This is a genomic window from Caulobacter sp. 17J80-11, assembly GCF_014349105.1.
In the GTDB taxonomy this organism is placed as follows: domain Bacteria; phylum Pseudomonadota; class Alphaproteobacteria; order Caulobacterales; family Caulobacteraceae; genus 17J80-11.
Map to the genome: position 1 here is coordinate 58,433 of NZ_JACSJI010000018.1, position 20,806 is coordinate 79,238.

Consider the following 20,806-nt stretch of genomic DNA (forward strand, 5'->3'; position numbering starts at 1 on the left):
TCGGCCCGCCCCACGCGGCGACCGCCCCTCGACGGCCCTCTCTAAGGTCAGGCTAATGGCTAAGCTGAGATCGCGGGTTAAGCAACACGGTTAGCGGATCGGCGGTCGCCTCCGCCGTCCGGCCCTGCTATCAGGGCGGCCCTGGACGGGTGGCCGAGTGGTTTAAGGCAGCGGTCTTGAAAACCGCCGTGGGTTCACGCCCACCGTGGGTTCGAATCCCACCCCGTCCGCCATCCGGCCTGATTTCGCTCCATACCTCGATCCTGTCGTGGATTACTGCGCCCCACCAAGGGGTAGCGAGCCGTTGATTCCCACGCTGCCGCTCGATGCTCGCCTATCCGAAACGCGACATGGTCCACGTCATTCCGTCTGCGGATCGGCTTTTCCATCGGTGAAGGCTGAAATCAGCTTCTCGTAAGACGCCGGACTTGGGATCGCGAGGGCGTGTGCCCGATCGAAGGTGCCGAGCGTCTTGCTCCAGTATTTTGCAGCGAGTGTGAGGTAATGGATGTCCGGCGTGAACTGCTCGCTGGTCGGGCGTCGATGATATCGATGCAGCGGGTTGCTGCACTCCGTGAGGTTGTATCCCGCTATATGGTGCCACATTGAATGTACGCAGGCGCTAAACGGGGTGTAGACGTAGTTGTAGAAGTCGATGCAATTGGCCTCCTCGGCCATTTGACGTACCGACAGGCTCGACCATTTTCCGAGGTCTACGTCGAGCAACCAGCCGATCCGCTGATTGTCGATCCACCTTTCACTGGCTTCCAATATCGCGGCCTCCTGCGGCGTCGGCTCGCGCGCGCCGATCTGTGCGCGACGATGCTCGAGTTCGAGCTTGGCCTGACCCAACCCAAACAGAACGAACTTGCGGCAGCGTTCGACGGGGTCTAGCAGGAGCCATGCGATGTTGATGTAAGCGTCAGCCATCGCGCGTAGCAGTATTGGCGCACTATGCCCGGTCCACAGTGAAGGCGCGCGGGAAATGTCCTTGGCGAGCGTTGCTTGTCGTGCGAGCAGGCCGCCGATCACTTCGTGGACGTGGATTTCAGCAAAGTCGGGAGGCCATGCCTCCAAGCGTGCCGTGAGTTCCTGATCCACGTCCGTACAATAGTTCTCGATGAGCAGCCAAAGTTCCGAGCCTTCGTGACCGTCGTCATCAGCGTCCTGATGAGTCATCTCAATACTCGCAAGGTTCGAGTTCCAAGCCACGGTTCCAGAAGGCCGTCGGCCAGTTGGTCCCCGATGCCATCAAGTCGACGTCACCGAACATCTGGTTGAGGGTCGCGCGGATCGACGCAGCGATCCGCTGCGACTGCTCGGTTTCGGGGTAGTCCTCAATCCGGGGGAAGTCAGCGAGTGCTAAGCCCGGCGAGACTTTGAGCCGATCGGCATCGAATGCGAGCCATGTCGCGGTCGCCTGGACCATGGTGGCGCACGTCGTGGAGCGGTCGAATAGTACGCCAACCATTGCTTTGAGCCCGCTAATATCTTGCGACCAATGCTCTCCCGAGGCTGCTTGGGTCAGTTCGCGCATGGGATGGTCGGGGTAGTGGGCTTGGAGCGGCGCAAGCGGACCGCATAGGTCGTCCCGATAAGGCCGGCCTTCCACGATGCTTGAAAGGACGCCGCGGGGTAGAGCTGCGAACTTGCCGGCGGCTGCCCAAATCGTGCGATCACGCGTTGGATCGCTTGCACGCAAGTCGCGCGTAAAGGCGGTTATGATCTCGACCCCGCGGCGAGGTCCCCAAGCTTCCTGTACGAGCGCGATCCACAGGAGCTCTGGAAGCATCATGTTGATCCACGACACTTCGCGCATCGGTCCGAACGCGTCGTTGAACGGAGTCACTAGCTTCGACTTGATGCGCTTGTGATCGCCAAGCACCGACGACCGCTTGCTTTTGCTCATAAGTCCCCTGCGGCGCCGGTAGAGACCGTCTTGGAATGTCTATGCGATTGTGTTCGTCGTCGTCAGACGCCGCCCGCAATGGGACGTGATTCTTTCCCCTACCCCCACACTTCGCCCATCACCCGCGCGAAGTTGGCGCCCAGGATCTTCTCGATCCGGGCGTCGGGCCAGCCGCGGGCGGAGAGCCTGGCGGCCAGGGTCTCGAAGCGGTTGGGGACGTTCAGGTCGGGCGGGAACAGGGTCATTTCGGGCGAACGGTCCCTGGCGAAGATGCCCTGGCCGATCATGTCCCGGATGGTCTCCAGGTTGTCCTGGGCGAATTCCGGGGTGAGCTCGATTGGCGAGATGCCGAGGTCGGTGCCGATGCCGACGTGGTCCTCGCCGCAAATCCTGACGGCGTGCTCGAGGTGGCGGATCACGTCGGCGGAGGTCTGCTGGCCCTGAACGCGCAGGTAGGGCCAGAAGATGATCCCGACCACGCCGCCGCGGTCGGCCAGCAGCCGCAGGTTCGCATCGGAGGTCAGGCGCGAGGCGTCGGCCAGGGCGCGGCAGCCGCTGTGCCCGACCAGCACCGGGGCCTTCGAGGCCAGGATGCCTTCGCGGATGGTGCGCGGCGAGCCGTGCGACAGGTCCACGACGATCCGCTCGGCGTTCAGCCGCTCCACCACCTGATGGCCGTAGTTGCTGAGGCCCGCGTCGCCGGGCTCCAGGGCCCCGTCGCCGACCAGGTTGCGGCGGTTGTGGGTCAGCTGGATCATCCGCACGCCCTGCTCGCGGAAGCTGGCGATCCGGTCCAGGTCCTCGCCCAAGGGCTCGGTGCCCTGGAAGGTGAAGATCACCCCGACCTTGTTCTCGCGCCGGGCGCGTTCCAGGTCGGCGCGCTCGCGCACCAGCAGCAGCACGTCGGGGTGTTTGTCGATGCGCCCCTTCCATTCGTCGATGCGGGCGCGCGTGTCCTGGTAGGCCTTGTCGTTGAGCCAGAACCGGCCCTGCGGGGCGGCGGTCATCACCGCGCCGGTCAGGCCGCACTCGCGCAGGTGCTGCAGCAGCTGCGGCGCGGCCGGATCGTCTTCGGGTACGTAGAACAGGTCGACGCCGGTCATGGCGTCGATGGCCATGGCCTGGCGCATGCGCGGCCAGCGCGCCGGTCCTTCGGCGGCCCAGGCCCGGCCGCCCGCTGCGCCGCCCATCGCGACCAGCCCGGCCGCACCCACAACCCGACGACGATCGATCATGACGCTCCCCCGTCGCGGGCGCACAGCCCGCTCCCGCGCCGAAGCTAAGCTGGGGGAACGCGGTTCGGCGAGTCCGTCCGGGAGGTTTTGCGACGAACGGGGTCGGGCCGGTTCAGGCGGCCAGGCCTTCCGGGCCGACCGCCTCGAGGTCGGCCGCGCCGTGCACGACCGCGGCCGCACGGGCGTGGGCGCCGGTCAGCACCTCTTCGGCGAACAGCCGCGCCAGTACGATCTTCGTGCGCCAGTACGGATCGGCGTCGGTCTCCGCCCGGCGCGCGGCGGCCAGCGCGCCCTTGGCCAGCATCCAGCCGCCGACCACGTCGCCCAGCAGGTTCAGATAGCCGCTCGCCCCGGCCAGGGCGTCGGCCTCGCCGCGCCGCTGCAGCAGCCATTCGCTCGTCATCCGCGCGGCCGCCACGCCGGCCTGAAGGCGGGCGGCGACCAGCGCCAGGGCGTCGACCCCCTGCAGCTCGGCGACGGCGAAGTCGATCTCGGCCAGCAGGGCGCGCACGCCCTCGCCGTCGCCCAGGGCCAGCTTGCGCCCGACCAGGTCCAGGGCCTGGATGCCGTTGGTGCCCTCGTAGATCGGGGCGATGCGGGCGTCGCGATAGTGCTGGGCGGCGCCGGTCTCCTCGATGAAGCCCATGCCGCCGTGCACCTGCAGCCCGCGCGAGGCGACCTCGACCCCGACGTCGGTGGACCAGGCCTTGGCCACCGGGGTCAGCACGGCCTCGCGCAGCGCCCCGGTGCGGCCCAGGTCGCCGGCCAGCGCGGTGGTCAGGCAGATGGCGCGCGCCGCTTCGGTCTTCGCCTTCATCAGCAGCAGGGTGCGGCGCACGTCGGGATGGTCGAAGATCCGGGCCGAGGCTTCGCCGGTCCATACCGAGCGGCCCTGACGGCGCTCCAGCGCGTAGGCCAGCGCCTGCTGGTAGGCGCGTTCCGCCACGCCCACGCCCTGCACGCCGATGTTCAGCCGCGCCGAGTTCATCATGGTGAACATCTGGGCCAAGCCCTTGCCGGCCTCCCCGACCAGCTCGGCCCTGGCGCCCTCGAACTGGATCACGCAGGTGGGCGAGGCGTGGATGCCCAGCTTGTGCTCGATGCCGACCGGCCCCAGCGCGTTGGCCTCGCCGAGCGCGCCGTCCTCGCCGACCAGCCGCTTGGCGGTCAGGAACAGCGATATGCCCTTTACGCCCTCCGGCGCGTCCGGCAGGCGGGCCAGCACCAGGTGGACGATGTTGTCGGCGCAGTCGTGGTCGCCCCAGGTGATGAAGATCTTCTGCCCGTACAGGCGATAGCCGCCCGACCCGTCCGGCTCGGCGCGGGTGCGCACGGCGCCCAGGTCCGATCCGGCCTGCGGCTCGGTCAGGTCCATCACGCCGGTCCATTCGCCGGAGACGAGCTTCGGCAAGTAGAGCGCCTTCTGGCGGGCGTCGCCGTGGGCGTGCAGGGCCTCGACGGCTCCTTGCGTCAGAGTCGGGCACAGGGTGAAGGCGGTGTTGGCCGCGTGCATCAGCTCGTAGACCGCCAGCTCCAGCGTCTTGGGCAGGCCCTGGCCGCCGTGCTCGGGATCCGCCGCCAGGCCGGTCCAGCCGCCCTGGGCGAAGGCCCGGTAGGCGTCGGCGAATCCCGGGGCGGCGCGCACCCGGCCGTCCTCGAAGCGCGCCCCGTGCAGGTCGCCCGCGCGGTTCAGCGGGGCCAGCACGCCCTCGGCCAGGTCGCCGGCCGCCTCCAGCACGGCGACGGCCACGTCGCGGTCGCAGTCGGGGAAGGCGGCGGTCAGCCGGTCGATGCCGACCACCTCGGTCAGGGCGAACAGCAGGTCGCGGGTCGGCGCGCGGAACGTCATGGCGGTACTCGGTCAGGCGTCGGTTTCGGGCTCGGCGCCCGGTTCGAGGGGGTGACCGCCGGGCGGGGCCGTGAGGCCCGGCGCCCAGACGGCGGCCATTTCGGTCAGGAGGGCGGCCAGCCAGGCGAGCGGCTGGCGCGCTTCGGCGTCGGCGGCGGGCATACGGCTGGGCTCAGCCGGCGCTGGCGGCGACCCGCTCGAGGTCGCGGGCGTAGGTGCGCCGGCCGAGCAGGAAGACCAGGGCGGCGGCCGCGCCGATCGCCGGGATCCACTGCAGGGCGACGTCCAGGCCGAACCGGTCGGCCAGCATGCCGGTCAGGATCGGTCCGGGCGCCAGGCCCAGCAGGTTGTTGGCCAGCGTCAGGACGGCGAAGGCCGCGCCGTGGACGGCCAGGTGGGTCAGGTTGGCGACCATGGCGCCCGACGGGCCGGTGGCGCCGGCGGCGACGAACAGGCCCGCCGCGATCAGCAGCAGCTGCTCCTTCGACGGCGGCATGCGGAAGGCGACCATCAGCAGGGCGCAGCAGGCCACGCACAGGAAGACGGCCAGGCTGGCGGCGCGCGGCTTGAAGCGCTTGGAGATGGCGTCGGCGAACATGCCCCAGACGACCATGCCGGCGCCGGAGACCAGCACCAGGCCGGCGGCGGTCACGGCGGCCTTGTCGGGGGCCATGGCGTGGTAGCGGTTCAGGTAGCTGGGCATCCAGGCCAGCATGGCCCCCGAGATGAACAGCTGCAGGCCGCTGCCGACGTAGGCGCACAGCACCGAGGGGGTGGAGACCAGGGTGCCGAGGCTCTTCCAGAAGCCCGGACGCGCGGGCTCGCCCTCGGCCGGCGCGGCCTTCTTCACCTTGGGGTGCACCTTCGACTGGCGCACCACGAACGGATAGAGCACGGCCAGGACCAGGCCGAAGGCGGCCATCGCCGCGAAGGCGGCGCGCCAGCCGTAGTGGATCGCGACGATCCCGCCGGCCGCCATGCCCAGCACCGAGCCGAACAGGCCGCCGGCCATGAAGGCGCCGGTCAGGGTGGCGCGCATGTGGGGCGGGAAGACGCTGATCACCACCGCGATACCGACGCTGCCGTAGGCGGCCTCGCCCAGGCCCACCAGGAAGCGGGCCAACAGCATGTGGTTGTAGTCCTGGGCGAGGGCGCACCCGAAGGTGGCCAGGCTCCAGACCACCGCCATGGCGGCGATGGCCCGCACGCGGCCGACCCATTCGGCCAGCAGCGACAGCGGGAAGGTCAGCAGGCCGACCATCAGCGAGACCACGCCGCTGAGCGAACCCAGCTGGGTGTCGGTCAGGCCCCACTCGGTCTTCAGCAGCGGGAACACCGCGTTCAGCACCTGGCGGGACATGTAGTCGGAAATCAGCAGGCCGAACGTCAGGGCGAAAACCACCCAGGCGTAGGCCAGCGGAACCTTCACGGCGGGCGCCTGCGCGGCGCCGGCGTGGATCACGGCCATGGACGGCCCTCCTGATCGTATCGCCGTCGGCGGCATCTTCGGCCTGTCCGAGGGCGGCGTCTCCCTGAAAATGGAAACGGGGTCGGGCGGCCCCTCACCGCCCGACCCCGCGGCGCAAGGCTCAGCCGGCCATACGGAACGGCACGCCGCGCTCACCCGGCTGGCGGTTCGGCGCGAAGCCGTTCTTCGCCAGAGTCTCGTCGGCGTTCTTGTAGAACTCGCCGATCCTGTAGATTTCGCGCGCCTCCTGGCAGCTGGCGATGTCGCGGCCGAACTCGTTGGAGATGCGCACCAGCTGCTCGATCTGCTCGACACTGCCCATCTTGCGGTCGCGACGCTGGGTCCAGATGTTGTCCTCGTTGCCACAACGCACGTGCAGGCCCATGGCGATGGCCATCATGTTGATCGGCAGGACGTTGAGCATGGAGCTCTCCAGCGTCAGCACCGAGCCGTCCGGACAGCCGCGCACGAAGTTCGCCAGGTTGTAGATGTTGGGCTGGTCGAAACCGCCGCCGATCGCGACCCAGGTCAGGATCAGGGGCACGTTGCATACGCCGCGCCGCATCATGCGCTCGACCGTCTCGAGCTGGGTGATGTTGGCGAGCTGGAAGTGGGTCTGGATGCCCTTGGCCGAGAGGCGGCGAATGTGCTCTTCCACCCAGGTCGGACCGGCCGGAATGGTCATCTCGCTGTAGGCGCGACGGCCTTCCGGCGTGCCGAGAGTGGTGCCGCGGATGTCCGCGTCGCACATCTGTTCGATCACGTTCATCTGGTTGGTGTTGATCGCGATCGTCACCTGGTCCGGCGCGGGCTCCAGGTCGGCGAGCATGTGGCGGGTGTCGTCGGACAGCCATTTGGCCACGTCGCCGTCGCTCTCGGGCGCGAAGGAGATCGAGCCGCCGACCTGCAGGATCATCTCGGGCACGCGGGCGCGGATGCCGGCCAGCAACTCGTTGAACCTCGACAGGCGCTTGGAGCCGTGACCGTCGTCCTCACGGCAGTGCACGTGCAGCACCGTGGCGCCGGCGTTGTAGCAGTCGACCGCCTTCTGGATCTGCTCTTCCATCGACACCGGGATGTCTTCCGGGAAGTCCGCCGGCATCCACTCCGGCCCGTACGGCGCGGCGGTGATCACGAGCTTCTGCTGGTTTTCGGGGAACAGCGAGCCGTCGAAGAAATTCATGTGCGTTTCCTTCAAAGTTCTGGGCGAAACAGGCGCCGTCTCCGCGGCGCGCAGGGAAGACTTCCGTGTCTGGTCAGAAGGGCTTGCAGCCGATGATCCCGGCCCGTTCCATCTTGCGGACTGCCGGCCAGTAGTCCTGGACCGCGTAGTGCTGGGTGCAGCGGTTGTCCCAGATCGCCATGCTGTTCTTCGTCCAGCGCCAGCGGACCTGGTATTCCGGGATGGCGGCGCGGCCGATCAGGTAGCTCAGCAGCTGGGACGCGCCCGGCGCGAAGTCCTGGCCGTAGCGGACGTTCTCCGGCCGGTGGAAGTTCACGAAGTGAGTGGCGAAGCCGCTGACGAACAGCACCTTCTCGCCGGTCTCCGGGTGGGTGCGCACGACCGGGTGCTCGGAATCCGGGAAGCGCGCCTTCAGGGCGTGGCGTTTCTCCATCGGCATGGCCGCGCCGAAGCTGGCCTCGATGGAGTGGCGCGCGCGCAGGCCGTCGATCTGCGCCTTCACATGGTCGGGCAGCTCGGCGTAGGCCTGGACCATGTTGACCCAGACGGTGTCGCCGCCGACGTCGGGCGTCTCCACGCAGCGCAGCACGCAGCCCATCGGCGGTTCGTCCCGCCAGGTGGCGTCGCAGTGATAGGCGTTCTCGTAGTGCTCCGGCGGGCTGTCGAGGTCTTTGTAGATCCGCACCAAGCCCGGATGCTCCGGATCGGAGCCGACCACCGGATGGTCCTCCAGCTCGCCGAAGCGGCGGGCGAAGGCGACGTGGTCGGCCCGGGCGATGTCCTGGTCGCGCAGGAACAGCACCTTGTGCTGGAGTAGCAGCGCCTTGATTTCGGCGAACAGGTCGTCGTTGCGGGCGGCCTCGCGCAGGTCCACGTCGAACAGTTCGGCGCCGATGTTGGCCGTCAGTTTTTCGGCTCGCATTGTCCCCTCCCTCTCCGGTCGCGTCAGATCACGAAGATCGAGGAGCCGGTGGTCTTCCGGGCCTCGAGGTCGCGGTGGGCCTGGACGGCGTCCTCCAGGGCGTAGCGCTGGTTGACCTCGATCTTGATGCGGCCGGCGGCGACGTGGCCGAACAGCTCGCCGGCCAGCTCGGCCCGCTCGGCCGGGTCGGCGATGTAGTCGGCCAGCGCCGGGCGGGTGACGTAGAGCGAGCCCTTGATGGCCAGCTGCAGGGCGTCGATCGGCGGGATCGGGCCGGAGGCGGTGCCGACGCAGACCAGCATGCCGCGGCGCTTCAGCGAGTTCAGCGAGCCCTGGAAGGTGGTCGCCCCGACGCTGTCGTAGACCACGGCCACGCCCTCGCCGCCGGTGATCTCGCGCACGCGGGTCGGCACGTCCTCATGGTCGTAGCGGATGATGTGGTCGCAGCCGTGCGCGCGGGCGATCTCGGCCTTGGCGTCGGTCGACACGGTGCCGATGACGGTCAGGCCCAGCAGCTTGGCCCACTGCGACACGATCAGGCCGACGCCGCCGGCGGCGGCGTGCAGCAGGACGGTGTCGCCGGCCTTCAGCGTCGGGCAGATGCGCCGCAGCAGGTAGGACGAGGTCAGGCCGCGCATGGTCATGGCCGCGGCGGTCTCGAAGGCGATGGTCTCCGGCAGCTTGATCAGCGAGCCGGCCGGCATCACCCGGGCGGTCGAATAGGCGCCCAGCGGGCTGCCCGTGTAGGTGACGCGGTCGCCGGGCGCGAAGCCCGTGACGCCCTCGCCCACCTCCTCGATCACGCCGGACGCTTCGACGCCGATGCCGCAGGTCGGCTTCACCGGGTAGTAGCCGGTGCGGAAGTAGGTGTCAGCGAAGTTCAGGCCGACCGCGACGTGGCGGATGCGGACCTCGCCCGGCCCGGGCGCGCCGACCTCGACGTCCTCGTAGCGCAGGACCTCGGGGCCCCCGGTCTCGTGAAAGCGAACGGCTTTGTGCAGCATTTCCTCAGGCCTACTGGGCTGGACGCCTCTGTTCGGACGCCTCTGTTTGGCCTGGGACCGTATGTGAGCCCCCGAGCGGGGCGCTCACCATCCGACGACAACCGCTTTTCATTTCATGACACGAGGATTAGGCTCGTGGGACTCGGGCCGCGGCGTTCCGCCGCCGCCCGGCGCTTCCGCGCCCTGCCGTACGATTTCGCCATGAGCACCCTGGTCCGCGCCGCCGTCCTGACCAACTACTTCGAGGTCGCCCGCAGCCTGGGGCTCAACCCGCAGCCCCTGCTCCGCGCCGTGGGCCTGAGCCAGGCGACGCTTGCGGACCCGGAGCAGCGGGTGCTGGTCAGCGCCGCCGCCAACCTGCTGGAAGAATCCGCGCGGCAAGCCAATTGCCCGACCTTCGGACTGCGGATGGCCGAGTCGCGTCAGCTGTCGGACATGGGGGCGATCAGCCTGCTGCTGACCCACCAGGCGACGCTCGGCGACGCGCTGCGGACGACCATCCAGTACCGCCACCTGCTGAACGAGGCCCTGGCCATCTACCTGGAGCAGGCCGGCGACACGGTGATCGTGCGCCAGGAGGTGGTGACCGACACGCCGGTCGCCTCGCGCCAGGCCACGGAGCTGGCGCTGGGGGTGCTGTTCCGGATGTGCGGGACGGTGCTGGGCGCGCACTGGCGGCCCTACAGCGTGAACTTCACCCATCCCGCACCGGCCGACCTGCAGGTCCACCGCCGCGTGTTCGGATCGTCGACCAAGTTCGAGTTCGATAGCGATTTCAACGGCTTCGTATGCTCTGCTGCGGACCTGGAGCAGAAGAACCCGACCGCCGACCCGGTGATGGCGCGCTACGCCCAGCGCTTCGTCGACTCGCTGCAGAGCGCCAATGAGCCGTCGGTGGTGCGCGACGTGCGACGCGCGATCTACCTGTTCCTGCCGATGGGGCGGGCGACCATCGAGCTGGTCGCTCAGGGGCTGGGCCTGAACGTGCGCACGCTGCAGCGGCAGCTGGACGACGCCGGCTCGAACTTCTCCGAGCTGATCAACGAGGTCCGCCGCGACCTGGCGCTGCGCTACATGCAGAACGAGAAATACGCGCTGGGCCGGATCGCCGAGCTGCTCGGCTATTCCATGCCCAGTTCGTTCACCCGCTGGTTCACCGCCCAGTTCGGGACCGCCCCCGCCCAGTGGCGTGCGGAGCACGGCCGCAAGCCAAGGGCGGAGTGACGCGAAGGCTCAGGCGGCCGGCAGGCGGTAGTCCTTCATCCGCTCGCGCAGCAGCTTCTTGTCGATCTTGCCGGTCGCGCCCAGCGGGATGTCCTCGAGGAACACGACCGCGTCGGGCGTCCACCACTTGGCGATCTTGCCCTCGAGGTGGGCCAGGAAGTCCTGTTCGGTGGCCTGCTCGCCGGCGCGCAGCTTGACCAGCAGCAGGGGGCGCTCGTCCCACTTCGGGTGGGCCACGCCGATCACCGCGGCCAGCTCGGCGGCGGGATGGCCGACGGCGATGTTCTCGATGTCGATGGAGCTGATCCATTCGCCGCCGGACTTGATGACATCCTTGGCGCGGTCGGTGATCTGCATGAAGCCGTCGGGGTCCAGGGTGGCGACGTCGCCGGTGTCGAAGAAACCGTCGGCGTCCAGCACCGTCCCGCCTGCGCCCTTGTAGTAGGCCCCCGCGACCGCCGCGCCGCGCACCACCAGCCGCCCCGGCGTGCGGCCGTCGTGCGGCACGGGACGCCCGGCGTCGTCGACCAGCTTCATCTCGACGGTCAGCGGCGCACGCCCCTGCTTCAGCCGGACCGGCACCTGCTCGTCGAACGGCCGGGCGGCGATCTCGGGCGGCAGCTGGCACAGCGCGCCGATCGGCGACAGCTCGGTCATGCCCCAGCCGTGGATCACGTCCACGCCGTAGTCGTCGTGGAAGGCGCGGATCATCGATTCCGGACAGGCCGAGCCGCCGATCACCACCCGCCTCAGGGTGGAAAGCTTCAGGCCGTTGGCTCGCATGTGCTGCAAGAGCCCGCCCCACACGGTCGGCACCGCGGCGGAGAAGGTCACCCCCTCCCCTTCGATCAGGTCGTAGACGCTGGCGCCGTCCAGCTTCGCGCCCGGCATGACCAGCTTCGCGCCCGCGGCCGGGGCGGCGAAGGCCACGCCCCAGGCGTTGGCGTGGAACATGGGCACGATCGGCAGCACCACCTCGCGGCTGGAGACGCCCAGGCCGTCGGTCTGCAGGGCCAGCATGCCGTGCAGGAAATTGGAGCGGTGCGAGTACAGCACCCCCTTCGGATCGCCGGTGGTGCCGGAGGTGTAGCAGAGGCCGGCGGCGGTGTTCTCGTCGAAGCCGCCCCAGGCGCAGTCGGCGTCCTGGCGGTGCAGCAGGTCTTCGTAGCATTCCCAGCCGGCCGGCAGGCCCGCGGGCATGTGGGCCTGGTCGGTCAGCAGCACGACGCGCTCCACCGTCGGGCAGCGATCGACGATCTGGGCCAGCAGCGGGGCGAACACCACATCGGCGAAGATCACCCGGTCCTCGGCGTGGTTGATGATCCAGGCCAGTTGCTCGGGGAACAGGCGCGGATTGAGCGTATGGCAGACCGCCCCGATTCCCATGATCCCGTACCAGCATTCAAGGTGCCGGCCGGTGTTGAAGGCCAGCGTCGCGACCCGGTCGCCGGCTCCGACGTCCCACGCCTTCAGCAGGCTTGAGACGCGTTTGGCCCGGTCGTGGAGCTCCGCATAGGTGGTCTCGACGATGGGCCCCTCGACCGATCGGGTGACCACGGTCCGCCGGCCATGCAGCGCCTTCGCGTGGTCCAGGATCTTGTCGATGGTCAGAGGCCAGTTCTGCATCAGGCCCAGCATGGCGCGAACTCCGTCACTGTCTTGAAGCGTCCGCGTCGACCCGGCTTGGCCGGACGCGGAAAAAGAGACGGCGCGGCCCCTGGAGAAGCCGCGCCGTTAGGGAAGGAAACCAGTGAGTTTCCCGGGGCCTTAGAACTCCTTGCGAAGGGTCACGCCGATCTCGCGCGGAGGAGCCAGGAAGCGCTGGTAGGACGGGTCCTTGCCGAACAGGGTGGTGACGGCGTCCTGCACCACCACGCTCTCGTTGAGGAGGTTGTTGGCGAAGACCGAGATGTCGTAGCCGTCGCCGGCCCGCACGCCGAGGCGGGCGTTGAACAGCGAGTACGAGGGCTGCACCAGGCGCGGGTCGAGGTTGGTGTTGGTGAAGTACTCCGACGACCAGGCCCAGTCGCCGCGGGCGTAGACTTCGCCCCAGGCGACGCTGTGGGCGTAGTCGACGCCGACCGAGGTGCTCCAGTTCGGGGCGATCGGCAGCGGCTTGCCGGACAGGTCGCAGTTGGCCGGCTGCGGAGCCGGAGCTTGCGGCCACGGTGCGTGGCAGGCGCCGCCGGTGTACTTCTCGTAGCGCGAGTCCAGGTAGGTGGCGCTGGCGGTCAGGTGGAAGCCGTGGCCCAGCACGAAGGCGCCGTTGGCCTCCACGCCGTCGACGACCACTTCCTCGGCGTTGTTGACCTGGAACTGGGCGCCGAGGAAGCCGGCGTTCTGGTAGTCCTCGTAGACCGTGTGGAAGGCCGCCGTCGACAGGCGGACGCGCTTGTCGAGCAGGTCGAGCTTGGCCCCGACTTCGTAGTTGTCGACGGTCTCCGGCTTGAACGGACGGGCCGACAGCGGCGCGTTGCCGAAGCCGATGTTGCCGCCGCCCGACTTAGCCCCGCGCGAGTAGGTCGCGTAGAACATGGTGTCGCTGTTCGGGTGGTAGTCGGCGGTCACGTTGCCGACGAAGTTGTCCATGTCCGGAATGGCGACGTCGCCGTTCACGCCGGTCGGCGTCAGCAGGAAGGTGATCAGGTTCAGGCTGCCCTGCGGGGCCGCCCGCGGCGTGACCGCGGAGCGGTTGTGGACCGAGGCTTCCTTCGACTCATGCTGCCAGCGCAGGCCGCCGGACAGGTTGATCTGGTCGGTGACGTGCCAGGTCGCCTGGCCGAACGCGGCGTAATAGGTCGAGGACGAGTCGGAATCCAGGAAGCCCCTGTCGCCCGGCGTGCCCAGAACGAAGCCGGCCGGCGCGCCCGGCAGCGGCACGAAGGGCGCGGCGGCGGCCAGGACGAAGGTCGGCGTCTTGCCCTCGTTGCCGCGGTTGAAGTCGTTGACCATGAAGGTCGCGCCGACCTGCCACTCGAAGGTGTCGCTGACCGGCGAGGCCAGGCGGAGTTCCTGGCTGATCGTTTCACCGGCCTGGGTGTCGAAGTAGGTCAGCAGCGGGTACTGCGCCTGGGCGACGTCCTTGGTGGTGGTCTGCGACTTGTAGTTGGACCAGGCCGTGATCGAGGTGAAGTCGAGACCGCCGATCTCGCTGGTCAGGGTCGCCGACACCACGTTGTTGTAACCGTTGGTGTGGGTCGGGTCGGTGGTGCAGATCACCCGGTCGCGCGTGTCCGTGTTCGGGCAAGGCGACACGCCGAACATGGGCGCCAGCACCGGGTGGTGCTGCAGGATCCAGATGGAGTTGTCGCCCGGCCCCGACGAGTAGCTCGACGTCGGCTGGATGTAGATTTCCGGGTTGATGGCGTCGGTGTCGTAGATCTCGCTGCGGGCGGCGGCCACGCGCAGGGTGGTGTTTTCGCCGAGATCCAGCGCCACCTCGCCACGAATGGCGTAGCGGTGCATGTCGTTGGCGTCGCCCTTGCCGGGGATCAGGTTGTGGTAGGTGTGGTCCTGGTCGTAGTTCACGCCGGTCAGGCGCACGCGGACCTTGTCGCTGATCGGGCCGGAGACCGAGCCGGCCAGGCGGTAGGCCATGGCGTCGTTGCCGCCCTGGAACTGCGACACGGTCGCGGCCAGGCTGCCTTCCCAGTCGTGCGAGGGCGCTTCGGTGACGACGTTGATCACGCCGGCGTTGACGTTCTTGCCGTACAGGGTCGACTGCGGGCCCGACAGCACTTCGACGCGCGCCACGTCGACCAGGTCGCCGACGCCCAGGCCCGAGCGGGGCATGTAGACGCCGTCGATGAACAGGCCGACTTCCGGTTCGAAGGTCGGGATCGAGGGCTCGGAGCCGATGCCGCGGATACGGTAGGCCTGGGCCACCGGCTGGAAGCTTTCCTGGGTCTTCAGGGACGGCACGATGTTCGACACGGACTTCATGTCGACGACGCCGGCTTCCTGCAGGGTCTCCGAGGTCAGGGCCTGCACCGAGATCGGCACGTCCTGCAGCGCCTGTTCCCGCTTCTGTGCCGTGACGACGATCTCTTCGACCGAGTTGTTGTCTTCCGGCTGCGCCTGGGCATAGGCCGAGGCCGCGGTGCCGACCACCAGCGCCAGCGTGGACGCGCCGGCGAGCAAACGCCAATGACGAATCTTCATTTGTCTCCCCCGAAGGCTCCGTTGATCGGGCCTGTTCTCGGCGCCGCCCGCTGACGAAGCAGACGACCTCCTTGCACGGAGGAAAGCACCGCATCAGGGGCGGCGACTTCTCATTTCATGACACGGTCTTTGCATATGGCGACGGGCGGGAACCTCCTGATCCGGAAGGTTTCCCTGTGTCGCAAGGGCGGCACGCCGCTAAGCCGGCTTCCCTCGCGTCAACCGGTCGCGGCGGTCAGGGGCTGGGCGCTTCTAGCTTGGCCGCTTCCAGCGCCGCGATGGTCTCGGCGGCGCGGACCATGGACGCCTGGCTGACCCGGATCGGGCCGCTGTAGGAGCGGTCCAGGTCGAGGATCAGCAGGAAGACGAAAGCGAACAGCAGGAACAGCACGGCCGTCGGCGCGCGGTGGCGGCGCTCCAGCTCAAGTCCGTAGCCGGTGAAGAAGGCCGTCAGGACGGCGAAGGCGAGCAGACCGACCAGGATCGAGGACGGAATGCGCGCGTCGACCATAGCCCGGCGCATGGCGGTGATCTCGAACATGTTGTTCGTGCTCTCCATCACCGGCTCGATCAGGGCGGGCTGCCGGGCCAGGGCGGCGAGGACGGCGTCCCAGATCTGGGCCTGGTAGGCCGCGGTGCGGGCGACCAGCGTGTTCAGCTTCTCGCGCTCCCGCTGTGCGTCGAACGCCTCGCTGCGCAACACCGCGTAGTCGCGCATGAGACGGCTGAGCCGGCTGCGTTCCGGCTCCTCGAAGGCCTGGTAGCGCAGGTAGCTGGTCGACACCGCGTTGGCTTCCTGCATGACCAGCCGTCGCCGCTGGTCGTAGCGATCCTGCGCCATGGCGAAGGTGAAGGCGAACAGCAGGCCCAGCAGGGCCAGCGCCGCGCCCACGAGATTGCCGACCCGCTCCTCGCCCTTCTCTTCCTTCCCTCCACGCTGGGTGAGCATCCGGCAGTGGAAGCCGATCTCCTCGGCGGTGACCATCACCGCGGCCAGCACAAAGCCGATCAGCCAGAGCGGCGCGGTGTTCAGGAACTGCATCCCGGCCTCCTGCAGCTGAAGTCTCGGGCAACCGGGCGGCGACGCTGCGGGTTGCACGATCTGGAGCCGCAGCACCGATGGCCGACAGCCCCGCCGAACGCCGCGAATGGAAAGCGCTGGAGATCTCCGCACTTGTGCTGATGTCGCTGGCGAGTCTCGCCGGGTCGTGGAGCAGCTACCAGGCGACCCGCTGGAGCACGGTGCAGACCCGCAGCACGGCCGAGGTGGGCGGCTTGCGGACCCAGGCCAACCGCTCCGAGGTGAAGGCGCTGGCCCAGCAGTCCCTGGACTTCCAGATGTTCGTGCGCTGGCTGGAGGCCGACGGGCGCGGCGACGCAAAGGCGATGCAGATCTACGAGGGCCAGTTCCGCCCGGAATTCCGCCAGACCTTCCAGGTCTGGAAGGCGGCTCGCGAACGCCGCATGCCCGGACGCCCGGACACGCCGTTCGACCTTCGGTCCTACCGCCTGGCGCAAGCCGTCCGTGTCGTCGAGCTGGACCGCAAGGCCGACCAGATGGCGGCGCGGGCGCGCAACGCCACTTTGATGTCGGAAGCCTATGTCCAGAACGGGGTGATCTTCGCGCTGGTGCTGTTCCTGACCGGCATGGCGCAGACCTTCCGCCGCCCCCGCCTGCGGACCATCCTGACCGTCGCCGCCGCCCTCACCTTTCTCTTCGGCCTGATCCAGGGCGTTCGTCTGCCGGCGGCGTGAACCGCCTCAGGGCGTCGTCAGGTTCGCCTTCTCCCAGGCCCGCACCTTGGTGCGAGCGGCGTCGAACAGGCGCACGTAGTTGGCCTTCAGCACCTTCTCCCGTGCCTCGGGCGTCAGCGCGGCCCAGAGCGGTTGGTACATCTGATAGACGGCGAAGTAGTGTTCGGCGTCCCTGGGCGCGACCACGTCGGTGCCGAACAGGAAGCGGTCGGGATGGGCGTTGATGACCTCGGCGGCCACCTTCACGGTCTCCTCGTCTTTGATCACGTACTTCGCGACCTCGTCCCACGAGATGTCGAAGTAGACGTGGCTCATCCCCGGATCGTTCAGGATCGACTCGATGAAGGCCCGGAATTCGGCCGGCGGCTGCACCACCCGGCCCAGCCCCATGTGCGCCCAGATGATGGTGGTCTTCGGGTGCTTGCGCAGCGCGTCGGTGAGCTGCTGGAAGTAGATCGGCGAGTACTCGGCCTTCGAGTACGGCATGATGATGTCGTTGTGCATGATGGTCAGCAGGCCGACCTCGCCGGCGAAGTCGAGCAGCCGGTCGAGTGCCGGGTCCAGCAGGCTGGCCACGTCGCCGGCCACCTTGGACGAGACGAACTCCTTGTGGATCGAGAACTCGCCGATGCCGGTGAACACGCCGGGATAGGTCTTCAGCACGCGCCTGATCTGATCGGCGGCGTACATGTCGGTGGGGTTGAAGCCGGTGATCATCGGATCGAACCGGGCCCGCTCCTCCGGGCTGAGCGCCAGGTAGCGCACGGCGATATCGGCGTCGGTGAAGGAGTAGTAATAGAGATGCGCGTCGGTATCCATGTAGTACTTCGGCGCCCTGCCTGCGGTCACGCGGTAGGACCACTGCTGCTGCAGCGGAATGCCGAACAGGGCCGAGCGGCACACCCGGCCGTCCATGATCTTCAGGACGTCGCGAGCCGGCGGGCCTTCCTGGATGTAGTTGGTCAGGTGGAAGTGGGAGTCGTTGAACAGGCAGGTCTTGCCCTTCGGCGGCACGGCCGCGACCGTGTCCGGCGAGTCCTGGGCCTGCGCCGCGCCGGCGGCTGAAGCGATCAGGGCGGCCGCCGCCGCGCCTCCGAGAAGCTGCCCAGGCCGCGCCATCGCACCGTCTCCTCCGCCGGGCGGCGCCTTAGAACTTCAGCACCGCGTCGGTCGTGAATGTCCAACCGTCGCCACCGACCGGATAAGGTAGGGCGTTGTTCCCGACCGGCGAGCGGTCGAGCCAGAGGGCCTGGCCGTTCAGCTTCAGCTCCTGGCGCGACAGCGGCCACCAGTTGAGCCCCAGGGCCAGGTCGCTGGGGTCGCCGAATTCGCCGAAGATTTTCGACCCTGAGGCGTAGACCTGGACCGTCTGATGCACGGGCATGGCCGAGGCCTGCAGCTGGAAGCCGTGGTCGAAGAAGCGGTCGAACGGGATGTCCCCGATCGTCTTGAAGTCGTCCAGCCAGCGCCAGTAGTACTCCCCGTCCAGCGAGAAGCCGCGGTATTTTACGCCGCCGTTCATCGCCAGCATCTCGTAGGTGGCGCGCCGGATCTGGCCCTCGGTGCCGAAGGCGCCGGGCTGGAAGATGCGGGTGCCGTCGGAGATGCGCAGCTGCACGTTCTCAAAGGCGTTCTGCCCCGGCTGCTCCTCGGCGTCCTCGCGGCTGCGGCTGACGTTGACCCCGAACAGGGTCGCGGCCTTGTCGTGCCCCTCCCAGTCGCCGAAGCCGCTGCGCAGGCCGTATTCGCCGGTGGTCGGCATCCACCACAGGGCGCCCGAGACGGTGTTCAGCCCCGCCGCCAGCTGGCCGGCGTCCACGCCCAGTTGGCTCAGATTGTCGCCGGCCATGACCCGGTAATAGAGCTTGTCGGTGATCTCTCCCCAGGCCCAGATCCCGCTGGTGTAGGACCCGCGGAAGTACTCGTCGGCGATGGTGCGGTTGTCGTTGCGCAGCCAGAACGGGAAGGTCTCGTTGGTCGAGCGCGTCGTCGGCAGGCTGCCGATCCCGGCCCCCAGGCTGAAGTGCTCGTTGAACCGCCAGCCGAGATTGCCCGCCACCACCACCTGGGCGCCCAGGCCCTGGCTGGTGTTCGAGGTCCAGACGTAAAGCTGGTAGCGCAGCCGCGGGTCGGCGATCCAGCCCAGGAAGTTCAGCGTCACCTTCTGCAGCTGTACGTCCTCGCGCAGGTGCAGCCGCGTGGTGCGCCCGAAGGCGTCGGTGTAGGTCGGCTCCAGCGCCGTCTGGTTGATGTAGCGGGCGTAGGTGAAGGGGCTGAACACCAGCTCGCCCTGCGGCCGGCGCATCAGCACTACGCCCCGGCCCGGCTCGTAGATCCCGCCCGCCTCCGCCGTCTGGGTCGGCGAGACGGGGACCGGCAGCGCCGGAAACTCCTGGGCCTGCGCCGGTGGCGCTTCGGCGAGCTCGGCCGGCGAAGCGGCCGCGGCGTCCGCGGTCGCCACCGGCCCGTGCAGTTCCGTCTCCAGGGCGTCGACTCGAGCGTCCAGCGCCTGCATCTGACGGGCGAGGTCGCGGCGCATGGCGTTGATCTCGTCGAGCTCGCGCTCGATGCGGGCCGTATCGGGCGGGCCCGGCGAGACCTGGGCTGCGGCCTGGCCCGCCCCGGCGGAGACCGCCAGGCCGGCGAGGGCCGTCCCGAGGAGTCGGGCGGGCGTCGTCAATGCCCCCTCCCCCGCCCGGTCAGAACTGGACGATGAGGTCGGTGTTGAACACCCAGCCGTCGCCGCCGACCTGGGCGACCAGCACGTTGCTGCCGATCGGCGAGTGGTCGAGCCGCAGGGCCTGGGCGTTCAGGCGCACTTCCTTGCGCTGGAACGGATACCAGTTGACCCCGAGCGCGATCTCCGACGGGTCGCCGTACTCGCCGAAGATGTGCGAGCCGGTGACGTAGCCCTGCAGCCGCTTGGGCACGAACATCACCGAGCCGCGCAGGGTGTAGCCGTGGTCGTAGAGGCTATCGACGGGGACCGTGCCGCCCGTGACCACGAAGTCGTCGACCCAGCGCCAGTAGTACTCGCCCTCCAGATAGAGGCCCCGGTACTTCATGCCCGCATTGACCGCGGCCATCCGGTAGTCGGCCTGGGTGATGCTGCCGCTGGTGTTGAAGGCGTTGGGGCTGAACAGCAGGGTGCCGTCCGACAGGCGGATCTGGCTGTTCTCGATGGTGTTGACCCCCGGCTGCTCCTGGGCCGTCTCGGTGCTCGAGGTGAAATGCGCGCCGAACAGGGTCGCGAGCTTTTCGTGCTCCTCGTAGTCGCCGAAGCCGTTCGACGGGCCGAACTCGCCGGTCGTGGGCATCCACCAGACCGCGCCCGAGACGGTGTCCAGGCCGTTGTTCAGCTGGGCGGCGCTGATGCCCAGCTGGGCCAGGTTGTTGGTCAGGGCGACCCGGTAATGCAGGCGCGGCAGAATCTCGCCCTGAGCGTCGATGCCGGTGGAGTACGAGCCGCGGAAGAACTCGTCCGCCATCACCCGGTTGTCGTTCCGCAGCCAGTTCGGGAAGGTGTAGTTGGTGCTGCGGGTGGTCGGCACCGGCATCACGCCGGCCGTGACGATGAACGCCGGGTCGAACCGGTACTGGAAATAGCCGCCGAGGACGACCTGCGCCCCCTCGCCCATGTTCGGGTTCGCGGTCCAGAAGAAGTAGTAGTAGCGGAACTTCGGGTCGAACAGCCAACCCTTGAGGTTCATGCTGATCTTCTGGAACTGGAGGCTCTGGTTCCGCTCGACCGACTTGGTCCGGCCGAAGGCGTCGACATAGGTCGGGTTCAAGCCGTTCTGGTTGATGTAGCGGGCGTAGCTGAACATGCCCATGCCCAGCTCGCCCTCCTTTTCGTCGACGAACAGGAAGCCCTTGCCGGGCTCGTAGGCGGGCAAGTGGCGGTCGGTTTCCTCGAAGTCCTCCGCCTCGACCGGCTCCTGCTGCCGGGCCAGGACGAGCGCCGGGGTCGTCGCGTCCGGCGGCGGGGTCTGGGGCGGCGCCGGCAGGGGCGCATCGTCGGCCGAGGGCGTCGCGTCGGCGGACGCCCCGGGATCGCGACCGATCGGCGCCGACGCGAACACCGCCGGCGCCGGCG

The 20,806-nt window shown here is 68.5% G+C and carries 17 protein-coding genes and 1 tRNA gene; 3 read left to right on the forward strand and 15 right to left on the reverse strand.

The features are described 5' to 3' along the window. Nucleotides 1-143 precede the first annotated feature (143 nt). Nucleotides 144-233 (forward strand) — tRNA-Ser (locus H8B08_RS16185). Between the two features lie 127 nt (nucleotides 234-360). Here the strand turns inward: H8B08_RS16185 and H8B08_RS16190 are convergent. The 9 genes from H8B08_RS16190 to H8B08_RS16230 all read right to left on the reverse strand — a co-directional run bounded on the left by H8B08_RS16190 (nucleotide 361) and on the right by H8B08_RS16230 (nucleotide 9,570). Beyond that, entirely contained in the window at nucleotides 361-1,179 is an 819-nt protein-coding gene (locus tag H8B08_RS16190) for a DUF5677 domain-containing protein (protein ID WP_187451226.1), read from the reverse strand. A gap of 1 nt (nucleotide 1,180) precedes the next feature. Further along, nucleotides 1,181-1,909 carry a hypothetical protein gene (locus tag H8B08_RS16195; RefSeq protein WP_187451227.1) on the reverse strand — a complete coding sequence of 243 codons (729 nt, stop codon included), beginning with the start codon at nucleotides 1,907-1,909 and terminating at the stop codon, nucleotides 1,181-1,183. 98 nt (nucleotides 1,910-2,007) lie between these two features. Beyond that, nucleotides 2,008-3,144 carry a dipeptidase gene (locus H8B08_RS16200; protein WP_187451228.1) on the reverse strand — a complete coding sequence of 379 codons (1,137 nt, stop codon included), beginning with the start codon at nucleotides 3,142-3,144 and terminating at the stop codon, nucleotides 2,008-2,010. A gap of 112 nt (nucleotides 3,145-3,256) precedes the next feature. Next, nucleotides 3,257-4,993 (reverse strand): acyl-CoA dehydrogenase, encoded by a 1,737-nt coding sequence (locus H8B08_RS16205; protein ID WP_187451229.1) that lies wholly within the window; start codon nucleotides 4,991-4,993, stop codon nucleotides 3,257-3,259. Between the two features lie 12 nt (nucleotides 4,994-5,005). Beyond that, complete coding sequence (locus H8B08_RS16210) at nucleotides 5,006-5,155, reverse strand: hypothetical protein (RefSeq protein WP_187451230.1); 150 nt, start codon at nucleotides 5,153-5,155, stop codon at nucleotides 5,006-5,008. 10 nt (nucleotides 5,156-5,165) lie between these two features. Further along, the gene (locus H8B08_RS16215) at nucleotides 5,166-6,461 is read right to left on the reverse strand and encodes an MFS transporter (RefSeq protein WP_187451231.1); all 1,296 of its coding nucleotides are present in this window, start codon (nucleotides 6,459-6,461) and stop codon (nucleotides 5,166-5,168) included. 121 nt (nucleotides 6,462-6,582) lie between these two features. Continuing rightward, nucleotides 6,583-7,644: a 3-keto-5-aminohexanoate cleavage protein gene (locus H8B08_RS16220; RefSeq protein WP_187451232.1), complete on the reverse strand. Its 1,062-nt coding sequence runs from the start codon at nucleotides 7,642-7,644 to the stop codon at nucleotides 6,583-6,585. A 73-nt stretch (nucleotides 7,645-7,717) separates the two neighbouring features. Next, nucleotides 7,718-8,566 carry a TauD/TfdA family dioxygenase gene (locus H8B08_RS16225; protein WP_187451233.1) on the reverse strand — a complete coding sequence of 283 codons (849 nt, stop codon included), beginning with the start codon at nucleotides 8,564-8,566 and terminating at the stop codon, nucleotides 7,718-7,720. 23 nt (nucleotides 8,567-8,589) lie between these two features. Next, complete coding sequence (locus tag H8B08_RS16230) at nucleotides 8,590-9,570, reverse strand: quinone oxidoreductase (protein WP_222934532.1); 981 nt, start codon at nucleotides 9,568-9,570, stop codon at nucleotides 8,590-8,592. 135 nt (nucleotides 9,571-9,705) lie between these two features. On the opposite strand from H8B08_RS16230, the gene H8B08_RS16235 reads away from it, so the two are divergent. Next, nucleotides 9,706-10,794: an AraC family transcriptional regulator gene (locus H8B08_RS16235; protein ID WP_222934533.1), complete on the forward strand. Its 1,089-nt coding sequence runs from the start codon at nucleotides 9,706-9,708 to the stop codon at nucleotides 10,792-10,794. Between the two features lie 9 nt (nucleotides 10,795-10,803). Here H8B08_RS16235 and H8B08_RS16240 read toward each other — a convergent pair whose 3' ends face one another. The 3 genes from H8B08_RS16240 to H8B08_RS16250 form a co-directional block, all read right to left on the reverse strand. After that, a complete protein-coding gene (locus tag H8B08_RS16240; protein WP_187451234.1) occupies nucleotides 10,804-12,432 on the reverse strand; it encodes a long-chain-fatty-acid--CoA ligase in 1,629 nt (542 codons plus the stop codon). Between the two features lie 129 nt (nucleotides 12,433-12,561). After that, nucleotides 12,562-14,955 (reverse strand): TonB-dependent receptor, encoded by a 2,394-nt coding sequence (locus tag H8B08_RS16245; protein ID WP_187451235.1) that lies wholly within the window; start codon nucleotides 14,953-14,955, stop codon nucleotides 12,562-12,564. Between the two features lie 235 nt (nucleotides 14,956-15,190). Further along, complete coding sequence (locus tag H8B08_RS16250) at nucleotides 15,191-15,997, reverse strand: hypothetical protein (RefSeq protein WP_187451236.1); 807 nt, start codon at nucleotides 15,995-15,997, stop codon at nucleotides 15,191-15,193. Between the two features lie 77 nt (nucleotides 15,998-16,074). On the opposite strand from H8B08_RS16250, the gene H8B08_RS16255 reads away from it, so the two are divergent. Next, nucleotides 16,075-16,710: a hypothetical protein gene (locus tag H8B08_RS16255; RefSeq protein WP_187451237.1), complete on the forward strand. Its 636-nt coding sequence runs from the start codon at nucleotides 16,075-16,077 to the stop codon at nucleotides 16,708-16,710. A 6-nt stretch (nucleotides 16,711-16,716) separates the two neighbouring features. Here H8B08_RS16255 and H8B08_RS16260 read toward each other — a convergent pair whose 3' ends face one another. The 3 genes from H8B08_RS16260 to H8B08_RS16270 all read right to left on the reverse strand — a co-directional run. Further along, nucleotides 16,717-17,829: an amidohydrolase family protein gene (locus tag H8B08_RS16260; protein WP_187451238.1), complete on the reverse strand. Its 1,113-nt coding sequence runs from the start codon at nucleotides 17,827-17,829 to the stop codon at nucleotides 16,717-16,719. A 28-nt stretch (nucleotides 17,830-17,857) separates the two neighbouring features. Beyond that, complete coding sequence (locus H8B08_RS16265; protein WP_222934534.1) at nucleotides 17,858-19,390, reverse strand: hypothetical protein; 1,533 nt, start codon at nucleotides 19,388-19,390, stop codon at nucleotides 17,858-17,860. Between the two features lie 19 nt (nucleotides 19,391-19,409). Continuing rightward, nucleotides 19,410-20,806, reverse strand: a 1,397-nt coding sequence (locus tag H8B08_RS16270) for an OprO/OprP family phosphate-selective porin (RefSeq protein ID WP_222934535.1), incomplete at its 5' end; no start/stop codon positions are given.

Excerpts from the sequence above, each read along its gene's own strand:
- H8B08_RS16190 (WP_187451226.1), bottom strand. The coding sequence starts at position 1,179 with ATGACTCATCAGGACGCTGATGACGACGGTCACGAAGGCTCGGAACTT.
- H8B08_RS16195 (WP_187451227.1), bottom strand. The coding sequence starts at position 1,909 with ATGAGCAAAAGCAAGCGGTCGTCGGTGCTTGGCGATCACAAGCGCATC.
- H8B08_RS16200 (WP_187451228.1), bottom strand. The coding sequence starts at position 3,144 with ATGATCGATCGTCGTCGGGTTGTGGGTGCGGCCGGGCTGGTCGCGATG.
- H8B08_RS16205 (WP_187451229.1), bottom strand. The coding sequence starts at position 4,993 with ATGACGTTCCGCGCGCCGACCCGCGACCTGCTGTTCGCCCTGACCGAG.
- H8B08_RS16210 (WP_187451230.1), bottom strand. The coding sequence starts at position 5,155 with ATGCCCGCCGCCGACGCCGAAGCGCGCCAGCCGCTCGCCTGGCTGGCC.
- H8B08_RS16215 (WP_187451231.1), bottom strand. The coding sequence starts at position 6,461 with ATGGCCGTGATCCACGCCGGCGCCGCGCAGGCGCCCGCCGTGAAGGTT.
- H8B08_RS16220 (WP_187451232.1), bottom strand. The coding sequence starts at position 7,644 with ATGAATTTCTTCGACGGCTCGCTGTTCCCCGAAAACCAGCAGAAGCTC.
- H8B08_RS16225 (WP_187451233.1), bottom strand. The coding sequence starts at position 8,566 with ATGCGAGCCGAAAAACTGACGGCCAACATCGGCGCCGAACTGTTCGAC.
- H8B08_RS16230 (WP_222934532.1), bottom strand. The coding sequence starts at position 9,570 with ATGCTGCACAAAGCCGTTCGCTTTCACGAGACCGGGGGCCCCGAGGTC.
- H8B08_RS16240 (WP_187451234.1), bottom strand. The coding sequence starts at position 12,432 with ATGCTGGGCCTGATGCAGAACTGGCCTCTGACCATCGACAAGATCCTG.
- H8B08_RS16245 (WP_187451235.1), bottom strand. The coding sequence starts at position 14,955 with ATGAAGATTCGTCATTGGCGTTTGCTCGCCGGCGCGTCCACGCTGGCG.
- H8B08_RS16250 (WP_187451236.1), bottom strand. The coding sequence starts at position 15,997 with ATGCAGTTCCTGAACACCGCGCCGCTCTGGCTGATCGGCTTTGTGCTG.
- H8B08_RS16255 (WP_187451237.1), top strand. The coding sequence starts at position 16,075 with ATGGCCGACAGCCCCGCCGAACGCCGCGAATGGAAAGCGCTGGAGATC.
- H8B08_RS16260 (WP_187451238.1), bottom strand. The coding sequence starts at position 17,829 with ATGGCGCGGCCTGGGCAGCTTCTCGGAGGCGCGGCGGCGGCCGCCCTG.